This is a genomic window from Spirosoma koreense (assembly GCF_054777875.1).
Genome location: NZ_BAAHAC010000022.1, coordinates 2,497,566 through 2,512,194, shown reverse-complemented (window position 1 = coordinate 2,512,194; position 14,629 = coordinate 2,497,566). Strand labels below are relative to the sequence as shown.

At 49.9% G+C, this 14,629-nt stretch carries 14 protein-coding genes and 2 tRNA genes; 10 read left to right on the top strand and 6 right to left on the bottom strand.

The genetic code is table 11. The features are described from left to right. Positions 1 to 63: 63 nt before the first annotated feature. Positions 64 to 1,458 (top strand): TIGR00341 family protein, encoded by a 1,395-nt coding sequence (locus tag ACYVC2_RS23940; protein ID WP_461106501.1) that lies wholly within the window; start codon positions 64 to 66, stop codon positions 1,456 to 1,458. A gap of 13 nt (positions 1,459 to 1,471) precedes the next feature. On the opposite strand, the gene ACYVC2_RS23935 is transcribed toward ACYVC2_RS23940, so the two are convergent. After that, positions 1,472 to 1,675, bottom strand: coding sequence for a hypothetical protein (locus ACYVC2_RS23935; RefSeq protein WP_461106499.1), 204 nt, complete (start codon positions 1,673 to 1,675; stop codon positions 1,472 to 1,474). Between the two features lie 717 nt (positions 1,676 to 2,392). Between ACYVC2_RS23935 and ACYVC2_RS23930 the strand changes: the two genes are divergently transcribed. Continuing rightward, positions 2,393 to 3,724, top strand: a complete 1,332-nt coding sequence (locus tag ACYVC2_RS23930; protein WP_461106497.1) for a chloride channel protein — start codon at positions 2,393 to 2,395, stop codon at positions 3,722 to 3,724. Between the two features lie 217 nt (positions 3,725 to 3,941). Here ACYVC2_RS23930 and ACYVC2_RS23925 read toward each other — a convergent pair whose 3' ends face one another. After that, the gene (locus ACYVC2_RS23925; RefSeq protein ID WP_461106495.1) at positions 3,942 to 4,226 is read right to left on the bottom strand and encodes a TIGR03643 family protein; all 285 of its coding nucleotides are present in this window, start codon (positions 4,224 to 4,226) and stop codon (positions 3,942 to 3,944) included. A gap of 690 nt (positions 4,227 to 4,916) precedes the next feature. Between ACYVC2_RS23925 and ACYVC2_RS23920 the strand changes: the two genes are divergently transcribed. Beyond that, positions 4,917 to 5,492, top strand: a complete 576-nt coding sequence (locus tag ACYVC2_RS23920; RefSeq protein WP_461106493.1) for a recombinase family protein — start codon at positions 4,917 to 4,919, stop codon at positions 5,490 to 5,492. Positions 5,493 to 5,548: 56 nt separating this feature from the next. Then, a complete protein-coding gene (locus ACYVC2_RS23915) occupies positions 5,549 to 6,403 on the top strand; it encodes a hypothetical protein (RefSeq protein WP_461106491.1) in 855 nt (284 codons plus the stop codon). A gap of 282 nt (positions 6,404 to 6,685) precedes the next feature. Here the strand turns inward: ACYVC2_RS23915 and ACYVC2_RS23910 are convergent, their stop codons facing one another. The 4 genes from ACYVC2_RS23910 to ACYVC2_RS23895 all read right to left on the bottom strand — a co-directional run bounded on the left by ACYVC2_RS23910 (position 6,686) and on the right by ACYVC2_RS23895 (position 8,898). Further along, positions 6,686 to 7,375, bottom strand: a complete 690-nt coding sequence (locus ACYVC2_RS23910) for a hypothetical protein (RefSeq protein ID WP_461106489.1) — start codon at positions 7,373 to 7,375, stop codon at positions 6,686 to 6,688. Between the two features lie 18 nt (positions 7,376 to 7,393). Beyond that, on the bottom strand, positions 7,394 to 8,635 hold the full coding sequence (locus ACYVC2_RS23905; protein ID WP_461106487.1) for a hypothetical protein: 1,242 nt from the start codon (positions 8,633 to 8,635) through the stop codon (positions 7,394 to 7,396). Between the two features lie 83 nt (positions 8,636 to 8,718). Then, positions 8,719 to 8,792, bottom strand: a tRNA-Pro gene (locus tag ACYVC2_RS23900). A 19-nt stretch (positions 8,793 to 8,811) separates the two neighbouring features. After that, positions 8,812 to 8,898 (bottom strand) — tRNA-Ser (locus ACYVC2_RS23895). 172 nt (positions 8,899 to 9,070) lie between these two features. On the opposite strand from ACYVC2_RS23895, the gene ACYVC2_RS23890 reads away from it, so the two are divergent. From ACYVC2_RS23890 to ACYVC2_RS23865, 6 genes are all read left to right on the top strand, one after another. Further along, entirely contained in the window at positions 9,071 to 10,033 is a 963-nt protein-coding gene (locus tag ACYVC2_RS23890; RefSeq protein WP_461106485.1) for a vWA domain-containing protein, read from the top strand. 51 nt (positions 10,034 to 10,084) lie between these two features. Then, complete coding sequence (locus ACYVC2_RS23885; RefSeq protein ID WP_461106483.1) at positions 10,085 to 10,780, top strand: tetratricopeptide repeat protein; 696 nt, start codon at positions 10,085 to 10,087, stop codon at positions 10,778 to 10,780. Between the two features lie 27 nt (positions 10,781 to 10,807). Next, complete coding sequence (locus ACYVC2_RS23880; RefSeq protein ID WP_461107233.1) at positions 10,808 to 11,983, top strand: acetyl-CoA C-acyltransferase; 1,176 nt, start codon at positions 10,808 to 10,810, stop codon at positions 11,981 to 11,983. A 94-nt stretch (positions 11,984 to 12,077) separates the two neighbouring features. Next, on the top strand, positions 12,078 to 13,025 hold the full coding sequence (locus ACYVC2_RS23875) for a phosphoribosylaminoimidazolesuccinocarboxamide synthase (protein ID WP_461106481.1): 948 nt from the start codon (positions 12,078 to 12,080) through the stop codon (positions 13,023 to 13,025). 139 nt (positions 13,026 to 13,164) lie between these two features. Beyond that, positions 13,165 to 13,569 (top strand): STAS domain-containing protein, encoded by a 405-nt coding sequence (locus ACYVC2_RS23870; protein ID WP_461106479.1) that lies wholly within the window; start codon positions 13,165 to 13,167, stop codon positions 13,567 to 13,569. 46 nt (positions 13,570 to 13,615) lie between these two features. Continuing rightward, positions 13,616 to 14,566, top strand: coding sequence for a ribonuclease Z (locus tag ACYVC2_RS23865; protein ID WP_461106477.1), 951 nt, complete (start codon positions 13,616 to 13,618; stop codon positions 14,564 to 14,566). The last annotated feature ends 63 nt before the right edge of the window (positions 14,567 to 14,629 follow it).

Genomic DNA, 14,629 nt, shown 5'->3' with positions numbered 1-14,629 from the left:
ACATTAACTTTCAATTAAAACCGCTCATTTTTACGCTTATCATTGCTTTAAGCGGCTTCAACAATGATTGCCAACGATCCTAAAATCCCAGAAACGAATCGCCTGGATTTGCTCACCCGGTTCAGCCAGATGATTCGTGAGCGGTTCAGTCTGGAAGAAGATAAAGCAGACGAAGCAGCTATCATTCAGTCCATAAGCCGGGGCATTGAATTCCGGGGTATTAATTTATGGACGCTCATTTTTGCCATTTTCATTGCTTCCATTGGACTCAATATAAATTCGACAGCCGTTATCATAGGTGCCATGCTCATTTCTCCGTTGATGGGGCCAATCATGGGTATTGGACTGGGGATAGGCATTAATGACCTGACGATGATTCAACGGTCATTAAAAAACCTAAGTATCGCCGTCTTTATCAGTCTGCTTACCTCAACGCTTTACTTTTTCATTAGTCCTTTGCACCTGGCTCAATCGGAGATACTAGCCCGTACGTCACCCACGGTCTGGGATGCCTTTATCGCTTTTTTTGGCGGACTAGCCGGCATCGTTGCGGGCTCCCGCCGGGATAAAGTGACCAATGTTATTCCGGGCGTTGCCATTGCGACGGCGCTTATGCCACCGCTTTGCACGGCGGGTTTTGGCTTGTCGATTGGTAACCTTTACTATTTTGCCGGAGCCTTTTATTTATTTCTTATCAACAGCGTTTGTATTAGCCTGGCCACCCTGCTGATTGTTCGTTTTCTGGGCTATCAGCAGAAAGAATATCCGTCGGTAGGTGTAGAACGACGGGTTCGTACTACCATTTGGGTTGCTGTGCTGATTGTGGTTGTACCCAGTAGCTACCTGGGTTATCAGATTGTTCGCAAAACAATTTTCGAGCAGTCAGCCAAACGGTTTGTCACTGCCGAATGTAATTTTCAGTACCGACAAGTGATCAATTACTCGGCCCGCTATAATCGAAAGCAGCCTATACTGGAACTTTCGCTGGTAGGCGAACCACTACCAAAAGACTCAATCAATCTATTACGAGCCAAAATGCCCGCTTATGGTCTTGCCGAGGCTAATCTGCTAATTAAACAGGGAAACTTTAAAGATGCAGAAATTGACGTCGATGCGCTTAAAACAACAGTGACTGATCAGGTTATTCAATACAGCCAGGCCACTATTGCCCGAAAAGACCACATCATCGACTCTCTTCGTCAGTACATTGACCTATCGCAAACGTCACGGCTGCCGGTTGCCGACCTGCGAAATGAGCTTAAAATTCTCATGCCCGACGTGCAAACGTTTACAGCTTCTCAGTCGCTGGTTATGAATGCCACAAGTAACAAGCCCGATACGGTGTTGCTGGTATACGCCCGTTTTTCCCGTCGACATAAGCCCGCTGAAAAACGCCGAATCGAACGCTGGCTACAAAACCGCACAAAGAGTAAAAAGATAAAGCTACTGGTCGAATGATGGGGTTCGGTATTTATTTCAGCAAGCCAGGAATATCGACCAGCCAGGCTATGAGCAGCGTCACCAGAAACAGAATACCCATAAAGATCATCAACCAATCCGGTTTTTGGGGCGGTTCTTCACCAAATAACTTCCGGTCTTTGTTGCGGGTTATCTTTGAAACGGGACTGGGCGGAAAAAAAGGCGTGTAGAATAAAGAAGCAGTATGTTCAGACATAACCTTGTTACATTAGTTGACGAATCGATCAGGAAGCTTTTTTTAGCCATAACCGATTACGGAAGGCATTTGTACACTTTACAATAATCTGCCTATCAGTGCTTTATAGAAACCGATCTGGCGAAATAAGTGCTGAGTAAGGATAGTCAAAGATGTCACCCAGTACTTAAGATCCGCTGATAAAGTCCTTAGAATCTACTTAGAAACAGATCTTATCGAGAAAACTCAATAGCCAAAATCGTTGGCTGACCGACAGCGGAGGTAACGCCAACTTAACCTCTATGCAGCTGATTGATGCAATCGACCAAGGATAATCTACACCATATCCCTGAATGCTGGTGGTTTGAAGGCTATGGTAAAAAAAGCTCAAAATCGATACCGACCAGTGCCAATCCATGATCCGAAAATGCACAGGCATTTTCCAGCAGCGTATCCTGACTATTATATCCTGATCCCAGACCTACTGAGTTGTTATAGCCGTACCTTCTATGGATATCGTTCCATGAATACCACCCCACTACGATTCTATACATAGAGCGGCCTTCCATTGGCCTTAAGCTTACACTAGAATGTTCTTAGCGTGCCTTCAATAAAACCTCCTGGTCGGATCTGGACCCCGTGCGTAAATTGTATTCTCTGCCAATTCGTTTCGACCGCATAGGCCCTGGCCGAGCCACTCATTCTAACAGATAAAGTAGTTGGTGAGTTAAAGAGACCATGCGTATCCATGAAGAGTTGATTTTGTTTTTTAGTGTCCTTAAGTGGATCATTCTTGCCGTATTGATCGGCTGTCTGACGGGCCTGGCTGCTTCTGGCTTTATCCTCTTTATTCATTACGTTATCGAGCAAAGTAATCACTATCAGCACGTCTTCTACCTCCTGCCAATCAGTTTTTTTGCGGCTAACCTACTCAGTCAGTTTGTCCTCAGGCAGCATGTTGGCACTGACGCGTTGATTGCAGCCATCAATAAAAACTATGGCAAAATCGAAGGGAGCTTTGTGCCAACCAAAATCGTCAATGTCGTGTTAATACTGGCCACGGGCGGCTCAGCCGGGAAAGAAAGCCCCTGTGCACAGATCGGTGCGGGGCTCGGTAGCCTCTGTGCCAATTTATTCCGGGTAGAAGATATTGACCGACGAAAAATGGTTTTGTGTGGCTTTTGCGCCGGATTCGCCTGTGTGTTCGGTGCTCCTATTGCCGGTGCCTTGTTCGGCATTGAGGTGCTGGCCGTGGGGGTTATTCTCTACGATGTACTGCTTCCCGCTTTCGTGGCTTCCATCACGGCTTATCAGATTTCATCGGCTTTTGGGGTTCACTTTTTTTATTATCCACTTCGGTTTGTCCCTACGTTTGGCCAGGACTTTTTTCTTCAATTGGTAGGTGGGGGAATCCTCTTTGGCTTATGCGCATACGGACTGATTCAGGCCATTCAAGCGAGTACAACCCTCACAAACGCCATTCCCATCTGGCGCCCCTGGAAGGGGCTGATCGGTGGGCTGGTCTTGGTTGGACTAACGCTCATCTTTTCCCGCGCTTATCTGGGGCTGGGCCTTGATTTGCTGGAAAGCTGCATCAAAGGTCAGCCCGTTGCTTTCTACACGTTTTTATTAAAAGCGCTTTTTACCATCCTGACGTTGAGCATCAGCCGGAGCGGCAGTGTCATTACACCGACTTTATTTATCGGTGCCACCCTTGGTAGTGTCTACGCGGAGGCTGTTGGAGCAGACCGCTCGACATTTGCCGCCATTGGGTTTGTGAGTCTGTTAGCAGGGGCGGCTAATACACCGATCGCTTGTAGTATATTAGCCATTGAACTCTTCGGAGCAACGGTAGCGCCCTATGCTGCCGTTGCCTGCGTAATTAGTTTTCTGCTATCGGGTCACCGTAGCCTGTACGGTTCCCAGGTGCTGGCTGTCAGTAAATCGCCAGCTATCCACCCGAAACTCGGAAAAGAAATCAGTGGCATGTCAGCTGATCCCCTTCGAACACCGATCGAATGGCCGCGTTGGTTAAAAAAGCTAAGGCTGTACTTTAGAAATCGGCATTGAGCTTCACATGCCTTCCAAGGGGTTTCAGGTTACGTTGTCTACATTTCTGGAAGACAATACCACTCAGGAAGAAAAGAAGCCGGTCTAGATCTGGCCGATTTACTATTAGATCAGTGGATTGAGTATCCACCCGACTGCGACTCCTGAATGACGTATATACCCTTTCCGAAAATATAGAAACCGGATTCAATCTTGCTCCAGTCGCAGTAAGGAACATCTACCGTTTGGCAATGCGATTTTGCGAAATAGTACGTTGCTGGCTGGATCTGAACCGGGCATCGTCGACCGCTGACAAAGCCGCGTGTTTGGTAGACCGTTTCTGTACCCGCGCGCGCCATCGACGCCAGGAGGCAGGCTTGAGTACATGACGCATCAACGTAATGACCTGCTGTTCAGACAAGGAAAACTGCGCCAGAATGGCCTCGAAGGGAGTCCGATCTTCCCAGGCCATTTCAACAATCCGATCCAGCTCAGCCGGGGTAAATGATTGGTCTAATTTCATACTGTAGTAACTCAGTGAGCCGCTAAAGAGTTACCCGCCGGGTCGTACTTATTCTTCAACAGTCGACAGCAGGACGCGGTGGGATTGCTGAAGCTGGGACTAATGAAAGATCAGAAAATTACTCCCGCGGAAGCTGAACTGTTTTAAGGTGTAGGTTTATAAATGTGGCGGGTTTTACTCGAAATGATAAGAATAGCAGACCAGCGATCCGGATCGCTGGTCTATTTTATTTTCCAATGTATTCTCCCCTACTCGATTTGTAAACGATCCTACTGCCGTGATTAAATAGGCATACTTTTTATTGGTCAACTAATGTAAGTATATCAATAAATGCTTGTGATGTTATTTGGCATAAAGCGGGCTTAGTAGTCATATATGAGGTTAATGTGGATTTTTCGTAAAATAACAAATCATTGAAAGTCTACCCTTATAGGCGTCTGTTTTAATACATAAAACTGGCTAATTTCTAACAGCTTAGTATGTGTAAATCACTTGATTAAAAATCTCGAACTGCCCGTTTAGTGAAATGATTATTATTGACTATTCCTCATCTGGTCCAGAAAGTTATACCTTTCTGAACCACCCCTACCTAACATCCGAATCGATCCGGAAACGTTTAAAAGCATAGTCCAAAAAGTAGGTTCAGAAAGTTTTTTATCGCTATCTTTATGAACCCGACTTTTTGAAGCTATGAACCACCTTTTTGGCTACGCCCGTGTATCCACTGCTGACCAGAACCTGGACACCCAGCTCGACGCTTTGAGCAAGGCTGGGTGTCACGAGATCTTCCAGGATAAAATCACCGGCATCAGCACTAGCCGCCCGGCGCTTGATGAGTTGCTGAAGAAATTGCGCACCGGTGACACTGTGATGGTGGCCCGCTTCTTCCGGCTGGGTCGGAGCCGTGATCACCTGATCCAACTGCTGGGCGACTTCGCTAAAAACGGGATTCATTTCAAGGCGCTGGATCTGGGTGTCGACAGCAGCACGCCCGCGGGCAAGCTGGTGCTCCAGATCTTTGCCGCCCTGGCCGAGTACGATCGGGAAAGCATTCTGGAAAAAACGCAGGCGGGCCGGTTACTGGCCAAAGCGTCCGGCAAGCACATGGGCCGACCTGCTGGCGTCGACGAGGAGAAGTACGCTAAAGTAAAAAAGGCCGTCGAGCGGGGGTTATCAGTAACCGAGACGGTTAGTTTGACCGGAATCAGTATATCCAGCGTGAAGCGGTATCGTAAATTAATTGATAAAGATTTAGTAAAGATTTAAACTTTAATATGTTAAGAAGGAAAGTGGATGCATTAATTCAATTTTTACAAAAGCCTATGAATATTATTCTTATAGGCAGTATTATAACTATTGGTGGGGCGCTGCTTGGCGGGTTTGTTACGGCTATGGGAACTTATTTACAAAATAAAAGCTCCTCCGCGAGGAATGAAAGAATTGAAACAGGAGTAAATAAAGGCCTAGAAATTGGTGAAGCGACGGGAAGTGGGGTTAAAGAGCTAAAGGTCCAAAACGTAGAGTTATTAGATAAAGTTGAGCAGCAGAAAATTACAATTGATAGTTTACGAAAAGAAAATACTGAATTGTACTCAAAGCTTAACGAAGCCAGTAATACTATTTTTAATCATGTAAAAGGCGGACTAGAACCGAGTTATTTTTCTGTCAGCTATTCAGATATTTTATCCCTGAGAGTTGATATTGTAAATGAGAATATGTATTCTGTTTATGGAGTTAGGATCGACGTAATTGATTATGATAGTATTCGTCAATGTAAAGGTGGTTTTTCTGAAAATAAAATATACATTGTTGATGAAAGCTGCTTAAAGAAGCATTTAAAGTCCACACAAGTGCCAGAAGTAAATGTAGGATTAACTGTTATGGATCACTCGTATTTGGGTATGAAAAAAATTGAATCTTCGGATTACGGCCGATACCAGATAGCTATCAAATCAAGATATAATTTTTTTATTCAACAGCTTGTATATAAGAAAGTAAAGAATACCACTTATTCGACATCACGAATTTTAGCTGTAAAAAATAAACCGAATATGAAAATAACAGACCTACGAGATGTTAGTATCGTCAAAATCATTGAATCTGGCAGCAAAGAATTACAGGTAGATTTTGACAAAGAGTTCCCAACGGGAATAATTGATTTTTCTGTTAAGATGTAGGAATTAATCCTTTGTCAAAATTCTATTCATATGGAGTAACTCCTGAACTGTAGTTAATTCGAACCTTTTCGCTTCCCATCTACTGGAAACTTTCCCTAGCCAGGAATTAGACCCGACTTTGCCTAAATCCAGAACAACGATACCAGCAAAGTATTTATCATCCTGTACATCATTAAGAGGTTTATCCAAAACGACCAGAAATAGAGGTCTCGGGTTTAGCGGATGATTCCTCAATCCTAGTATTGATCTAACGATATCACCTTTTTTAAATTTTTCCATACCTTATTCTCCCCCATATAGTTCACACGTACCTACAATTCCGGGAACCTGAATATTAATCGGAAAAATCTCTGATTCCATTGGCGTCCATAAAGCCCGTACTTCTTTTTGGTTACTATACTTTGGAGCTTTGTGAAACCGGATATCCGGTTGCCCTCTGTCATCTCTATTGATTTTCGCTCCCATCAAAACCGTATTTTTATTACTGTAAACACAGGTTCCAAGTAGTGGCTCACTGTCCTGAGTATAACCCAGTCGACGTAGCATCATCGTCACTTCCTCAAAAAACTGATTTGGGTTCGTAATAACTACACAAGTGTCACACTTAAATTCAGCCATTACGGCTGAATTGTATTCGCTAGTGGTGCAAAAAGTGTAGTAGTCAGTTGATCGAGTTATAATTCTCAACGGCACTTTATCTGCCGCAAACCCAGAAATATTTATATTAACATTTCTTAGAGTAACATCATCACTTTGGTATGAGGTTATGTACATTGATCCGGTAAAACCTAATCCTTTCACCATTAACTGACGAATACCTTCTGCTTCATCGCCAATCACATCTCCCAGTTTTTCCATGTCACGGTAGCCACTTAAGGTGCCAATGCGTAACCACCCTTCCGAAACCATCTTCTCAGCATATTTTGCTGGCGTATATTTATAAAGAGGATTAGTCAGATCAACCTTTGCCATATTTGTTTTCGCTAAAATTTATTGATGCCAGATGGCCGGGAAGTCCGTCAGGTCAACCCCTTCGAATACCGAACCATGTTTTCGTAAATAGGTGTAGGTCTGATCCGGGCTGCTATGCCGGCAGTGGCGCTGTACCCGCAGCAGATCCTTGGTGGCCCGGTACAGCGCCACGGCTCCTGTCGGCTTCCAGCTGTAGAGATCATAGTCATGACCGAACAGCTCCAGATCTTCCATGATCTTCCGGTGGCGTTTATAAAAATAATTAACACCAGTCGGTGTCGCCCCTGGGTGGCCATCGACGGTAAAGACGTAATGCGTTGGGCGGTAGCTCCGCAGTTTGAAGCGTTGGATCACCAGCTCCAGTTCCGCCGATATATCGATGTAGCCGGTCCGTCGATTCTTCGCGGTACCGGAAATCACCTTTACCTGTTTCTCCAGAATATCCCCCACCTTCAATAATCGCAGTTCCTTACCAGGTCGCAGGAACAGAAAGTAAATGAACTGGCAGAAGACCCACAGTTGATCGTCGCCTTTGGCCAGGATCGTTTCCCGTATCTCACGGGTCTGCTCGGCCGTAAATGGTCGATGATCATCGGATTCGTCGACCCGCAGGTTCTTTATCTTTTTGAACGGGTTCTTTACGATATCTTCACGATCAATGAAAAACTCAAAGAAGCCCTTGAAAAAGCCGAGCATATTATTCCGGAAGCGATTGCCCACTTCGATATGATCAATAAAATCATTGGCCATCGCCGGCGTGATTTTCTTCAGGGCAATTTTCGTCTTTCGATGCGATTTGAGGTAGGCGCTAAAGTGCCGTATGTACAGATCGTACAGCTCCATCGTCGTATCTTCCCGCAGTTCACGACTCTTGATCTTGAGATAATAACTGGCCGCATCGGCGAAAGTGAACTCCTGGGTGGCAGGTGAGGGAGCCGGTATCGACACGGGTTTCAAATCCGGCAATTCAGCCTTTGGCGTCTGTGTATCGAGATGATAGCCCGCCTTTAGCAGGCGGTTAATATCGTCGATGTTCGCTTTGGCCAGACGGTGGCGATCATCGAGCGTGTCGCCATCGATGCGAATCCGACGGCGTACGAGTTTATCCAGGCCTACGTCCCAGATGTAGTAGTCGACCACCCACTGTTTGGTCAGATCGGTACCGGGGCCAACGAGCTTGGCTTCTTTGTAGGGGTACCTGCCCTTTTTTCCCTCAACCATTCCCTGCTCGCGCAGAATTTTTTGGATGGAATTTGTCACAAACTTGTCACAACGCGAATGCCGAGACATCCAGAACACGAAAAAACCGCCAAATCACAATGGATTCGGCGGTTTTTGTGTTGTCGGGGTGGCAGGATTCGAACCTACGACCTCCTGCTCCCAAAGCAGGCGCGATACCGGGCTACGCTACACCCCGAAGTGTACTCTTTACTCAGCGGAGAGAGAGGGATTCGAACCCTCGGTACCGTTACCAGTACGACAGTTTAGCAAACTGTTCCTTTCGGCCACTCAGGCATCTCTCCGAAGCCCGCCCGTTCTCTGATTCCTGAACGATTGGGACACAAAGATAGGGCAATTCATCGTTTTCAACAATACCTATCCCGTAAAATCTTTTTACAATCGCTAATTTCGCCCTGGCTGATCAATGCATCCGAGTGCCAAACCGGGTCAGTGTCAGCCCGATACTTGCCCTGAATGAACTGGTTATATCCCCTTTCCCGTACCGAATTTATTTTTATCGGGTTGTTCGTCTGCCTCTATGCCTTCTATATCGGGCGCACATTCCGGCTGGCGCGGCAGCTCAGCACCTCCGCCTGGGGCGTCATTCCTAAATTCTTCCTGCGTGGTAGCTACCTGACGTTATTGCTCATTGCCCTGCTTGGACCGTCGTTTGGCGAAGCCGAAGGTGAACTGACCACTACCGGACGCGATCTTTTCCTGGTGGTCGATATTTCCCGGTCTATGGATGCGGGCGATGTGGTACCCACGCGGCTGGAACGGGTGAAATATGACCTGCAACAACTGTGCGATACCCTGCCCGCCGAACGCTTCGGGGTAATCCTGGCTTCGACCGAGTCGGTTGTTTTATCCCCACTGACTACGGATCAGGACGCGCTGAAGCAGTTTATCCGGGAGGTCCATACCAGCATCTCCCCCACAGGTGGCACCGACCTATGCCAGGCTATCGAGCTGGCCCATCAGAAACTCCTGACCGACCCTTCGACCCAACGCAATGTCAAAGCCATTGTCCTGTTCAGCGATGGCGAGAATGCAGGGCCCTGCGAACGCAGCAGCCTCGGCAAGCTTCGTTCGGCCGGTATACCGCTGATTACCGTCGGCATCGGCACCGAAACGGGAGCTTCCATTCGTGAAGGGCGCGATTTTGTGCGCGACAACGACCACCAGATCGTGCGGAGCCATCTGACCCGCGCCTTTTTGCAGGACCTGGCCCGCGATAGCCGGGGGCAATACCTGGAAGCCGACGACAATGGCCGCTACGTCAATGAATTAGCCGGGATCATCCGATCGTTGAAAGGCCGGGCTATCGATCAGCGCCGGGTGCCGGTTTCTACCAATAAATACTATTATTTTCTGCTGGTGGCCCTGGGGCTCATCAGTCTTGACCTGATTGTTACCATTCGAACCTTCCGATTGTAAGCGGGTCTCAATGTTTCGTCTTATTTTTGGCCGTTCGTTCCGTTTGTCACCATGATTTTTCTACTGCTTACAGCCTGGCTCTGGTGGGATAATCTGTTTTCGCTGAATCAGGTATCCCGTAACAATCAGGCCCGCCAGGAAGCCCAGGTTGCCTACCAGACGGGCCACTACGTACGGGCCTTACGCTTGTATGCTTACCTGAGCCGCACCACGACGACCATCGATCCCGCGGTTCGTCTGAATCTGGGACATGCCTATTTTCAGCTCAAGCTGTACGGTAAAGCGAAACCACAGTACGAAAACCTGCTCCGGTCCGACCGGCCGGATCTGCGCACGGCCGCGGCTACGCAGCTGGGAGTGATGGCCTGCCTCGAAGGCGACAGTACCACGGCGCTGGCTTTATTTGAGCAGGCTCTGCTCGAAAACCCCGACAATGAACCCGCCCGCTATAATTTTGAGTTGATAAAAACACGGTACTCGGGCAAACGGCCAACGCCAGCCCCCCGTCAGCCGTCGGTTGGTCGACAGCCGCAGGCCGTCAACACACCGCGGCAGTCAGCCGGACAACAGGTGGAACAGTCAGCCCGGCAGGATGAGTTGCTTCGTCGGTTTCAACGGCTGAACCTCAGTGAAGAACAGGCGCTGCAACTCCTCGAAGCTATGCAAAACGACGATTTGCCCTATGCACTGACCCCTTCGGCCCGGCGAACGGCTTCCAAACCCCGTTCGACCGAGAATCGCTGGTAGCAGATGCGTTTTAACCAACAGAACCCGATGAATGAAGTTGTTATCGTTTCCGCTGTCCGAACACCCATCGGAAGTTTTGGTGGTGGGTTATCCCCGCTTACGGCCATCGACCTGGGCGCTGTGGCCATCCGGGCTGCGCTACAGCGCGCGGGTATAGAAGCCGATCTGGTACAGGAAGTGTACATGGGGAATGTAGTTTCCGCCAATCTGGGTCAGGCCCCCGCCAAACAGGCAGCGTTGCAGGCCGGCCTCCCGGCTACCGTTCCCTGTACGACGATCAATAAGGTGTGTGCTTCGGGCACCAAGGCAATCATGCTGGCTGCCCAGTCGATTCAGTTGGGTCTGGCCGACGTGGTCGTAGCGGGCGGCATGGAAAGTATGTCGAATGCGCCTTATTATGTCCCCAAAGCCCGTTTCGGCTATAAATATGGCAACGCTGAACTCATCGATGGGCTGGCCCGTGATGGGCTGGTCGATGCCTACGATCAGTGTGCCATGGGCGTATTTGCCGATCAGACGGCCCAGACGTACGCCATCAGCCGTCAGGAACAGGATGACTACACCACACAATCGTACCGACGGGCCGAAGCCAGCACCCAGAACGGCCATTTTGCCGCCGAAATCGTACCGGTCGACGTGCCGGGTCGGAAGGGCAGCGTAACGGTGCGTGAAGATGAAGAATACAAAAACGTGATTTACGATAAAATCCCGTCGCTCAAACCCGCCTTCACGGCCGACGGAACCGTTACACCCGCCAGTTCGTCGCCCATCAGCGACGGAGCGTCGGCGCTGATCGTGATGAGTCGCCGAAAAGCCGATGCACTGGGGCTGAAACCGCTGGCCCGGATTCTGGCTTATGCCGACGCCGAACAGGAGCCGCAATGGTTTACTACCGCTCCGACCAAAGCGGTGCCGCTGGCGCTCGAACGGGCCGGTCTGCAACCCACCGATATTGATTTTTATGAAGTGAACGAAGCGTTTGCCGTGGTGCCGCTGGCGTTTAGCAAAGTGCTCAATATTCCGCAGGAGAAACTGAATGTGTTCGGGGGCGCCGTGTCCATCGGGCACCCGCTGGGGGCGTCGGGCGCGCGGATCGTGACCACACTGACCAACGTGCTGCATCAGAACGGTGGTCGCTACGGGGTGGCCGGCATTTGTAATGGGGGCGGTGGCGCATCGGCTCTGGTAATCGAAAAATTGTAAGTACAAGGCGGTTGAGAGGATGCACCGACGCTGATTCCTTCCGGGGAACGTCAGCCACTGCCAACAGCAACCGCTAAACCATAAATCAAAGTAGATGAACGCCATTCAGGAGACTAACTTTCATTTTCCCGGTCAGACGGGGTTTTATCGGGGTAAAGTGCGCGACGTGTACTCGTTTCCAGACCGTGGCGACGGACCGAAGCTGGTTATGGTCGCTTCCGACCGCATTTCGGCCTTCGACGTCATTCTGCCCCGACCGATTCCGTTCAAGGGGCAGGTACTGAACCAGACAGCCGCTTACTTTCTGCAGGCAACGGCCGATCTGGTACCCAACTGGCTCCTGGCGGTTCCTGACCCGAATGTCAGCATCGGGCTTAAGTGCGAACCCTACGCCGTCGAGATGGTCGTGCGGGGCTATCTGGCCGGGCACGCCTGGCGTCAGTACCGCGATGGTCACCGGATGCTCTGCGGAGTAGTACTCCCCGATGGGCTTGTCGAGAATGACCGCCTGCCTAACCCGATCATCACCCCGTCGACTAAAGCGTACGAGGGCCACGATGAAGACATCAGCCGGGAGGAAATTCTGAGCCGGGGGATTGTGCCGGAAGCGGAATACGTTCAGTTAGAGCGTTATGCCCTGGCTTTGTTTGAGCGGGGAACGGCTATGGCGGCCGAACAGGGCCTGATCCTGGTGGATACCAAATACGAATTCGGCAACCGCGACGGTAAGGTTTACCTGATCGATGAGGTACACACGCCCGATTCGTCCCGGTATTTCTACGCCGACACCTACGAGGCCAATCAGCAGGCGGGGCAGCCGCAAAAACAGTTGTCGAAGGAGTTCGTGCGGGAATGGCTCATTGCCAATGGCTTTCAGGGAAAGACCGGCCAGACCATACCCGACATGTCGGATGAGTGGGTCAACCAGATCAGCACCCGCTATATTGAGCTGTTCGAGAAGGTTACCGGCCAGCGCTTTCATCCTTCCGATACCGCTGATTCACTTTCCCGCATCGAAACCAACATTTTACAGGCCCTATAAGATTAATGGATAATGAATAATGAACAACGGATAGTGGCTGACGCCACTCAGATCATCTCTGCCTCCATTATCCATTTTACATTATTCATTGTCCATTATCCATTGTTCATTCTTAATCCCGTTCACAGTCAAGCGTTTTATGCAGTATACCATCGAAAAAAACGAACAGTACGCCCTGATCCGACTTGCCGAAAACGCCTTTGGCAGCGACATCTCTACTGATTTTGAGACCTTGAGCCGGGGCTTGTTCCGGGAAGGGTATAGCAACATTATCGTCGATATGGCCCCCGTGCAGACCCTTGACCCGGCCGGGGCGACCACCCTTCGAAAAATAAACCGCCAATGTACCAACGAAGCCGGCCTGTTGGTCGTTGTCACTAAAAGCGATGAGTTCATCGAGCTTCTCGACCGATCGCATTTGAGCGATCTGACGATTCTGCCTACGGTCGAGGAAGCCATCGACGCAGTTTTTATGAATGAACTCGAAAACGATTTTCGCAGCGAAGAAGATGATGAGTACGCCGCCGGAGGCAGCGTCGGCTGAGAACAAGCCGGAACCTAGCCGGCTAAACCTGACCCGCTCCTCTACCATGATTAACCAGGAATCGGAACCTACCCGTCCGGCGCACCTGCCTTTTGCCCTCACGGTTCTGGGGGCTGGCTCGGCTACGCCTACGCTGCGGCTCCACCAAACCGCTCAGATCCTGACGATTGGCAACGAATACATGCTGATCGACTGTGGCGAGGGCACGCAGTTTCGCCTGCTGGAACAGCGAATCCGGCCGGGCCGGCTGCGGTATATTTTCATTAGTCATCTGCACGGCGATCATTACTTTGGGCTGGCTCCGCTCCTGTCGTCACTCAATCTGGGCGGACGAACCGAAGACCTGTTCCTGTTCGGACCGCGCGGGCTGGACGACGTGCTGACGACCATCTTTCGCGTATCGGACTCCCGGTTAGGCTATAAGCTTCATTTTCAGGCCGTCGACCCTGAGCAGCCGGCGCTCCTACTGGATCATCCAATGGTTACGGTCGAGTCCATTCCACTGCAGCACCGGATCGACTGCACGGGGTATCTGTTTCGGGAAAAGCCACAGAAGCCACATCTGCTGCGCGAAAAACTGCCCGACGACATTCCGGTTGCGTACCTGAAACGACTCAAAAACGGAGAGGATATTCTGGATGCCGACGGCCAGATTCTGTATGCAGCGGCCGACGTTACCGAACCCGGCCCGCCACCCCGCTCCTACGCTTTCTGCTCCGATACGCGTTATCTGGAGACCATCATCCCACAGGTGCAGGGGGTAAATCTGCTCTACCACGAAGCGACTTTTCTGGAAGACAATGCCCTGCGGGCGACCGAAGTGTTTCATTCGACAGCCCGACAGGCGGCTACCATTGCGGCCAAAGCGGGTGTCGGTCGGTTGCTGATCGGCCATTTCTCGTCGCGCTACAAGCAGTTCAACCTGTTTCTGGACGAAGCACGGGCGGTTTTTCCCGAAACGTATCTGGCCATCGAAGGCGACACCACCGTTCTGTAAAGGCCCATTGGATAAACGGCCAACGATCTTTACCAGCCCGGGTTTCGTGAGCCTGCCGGATTC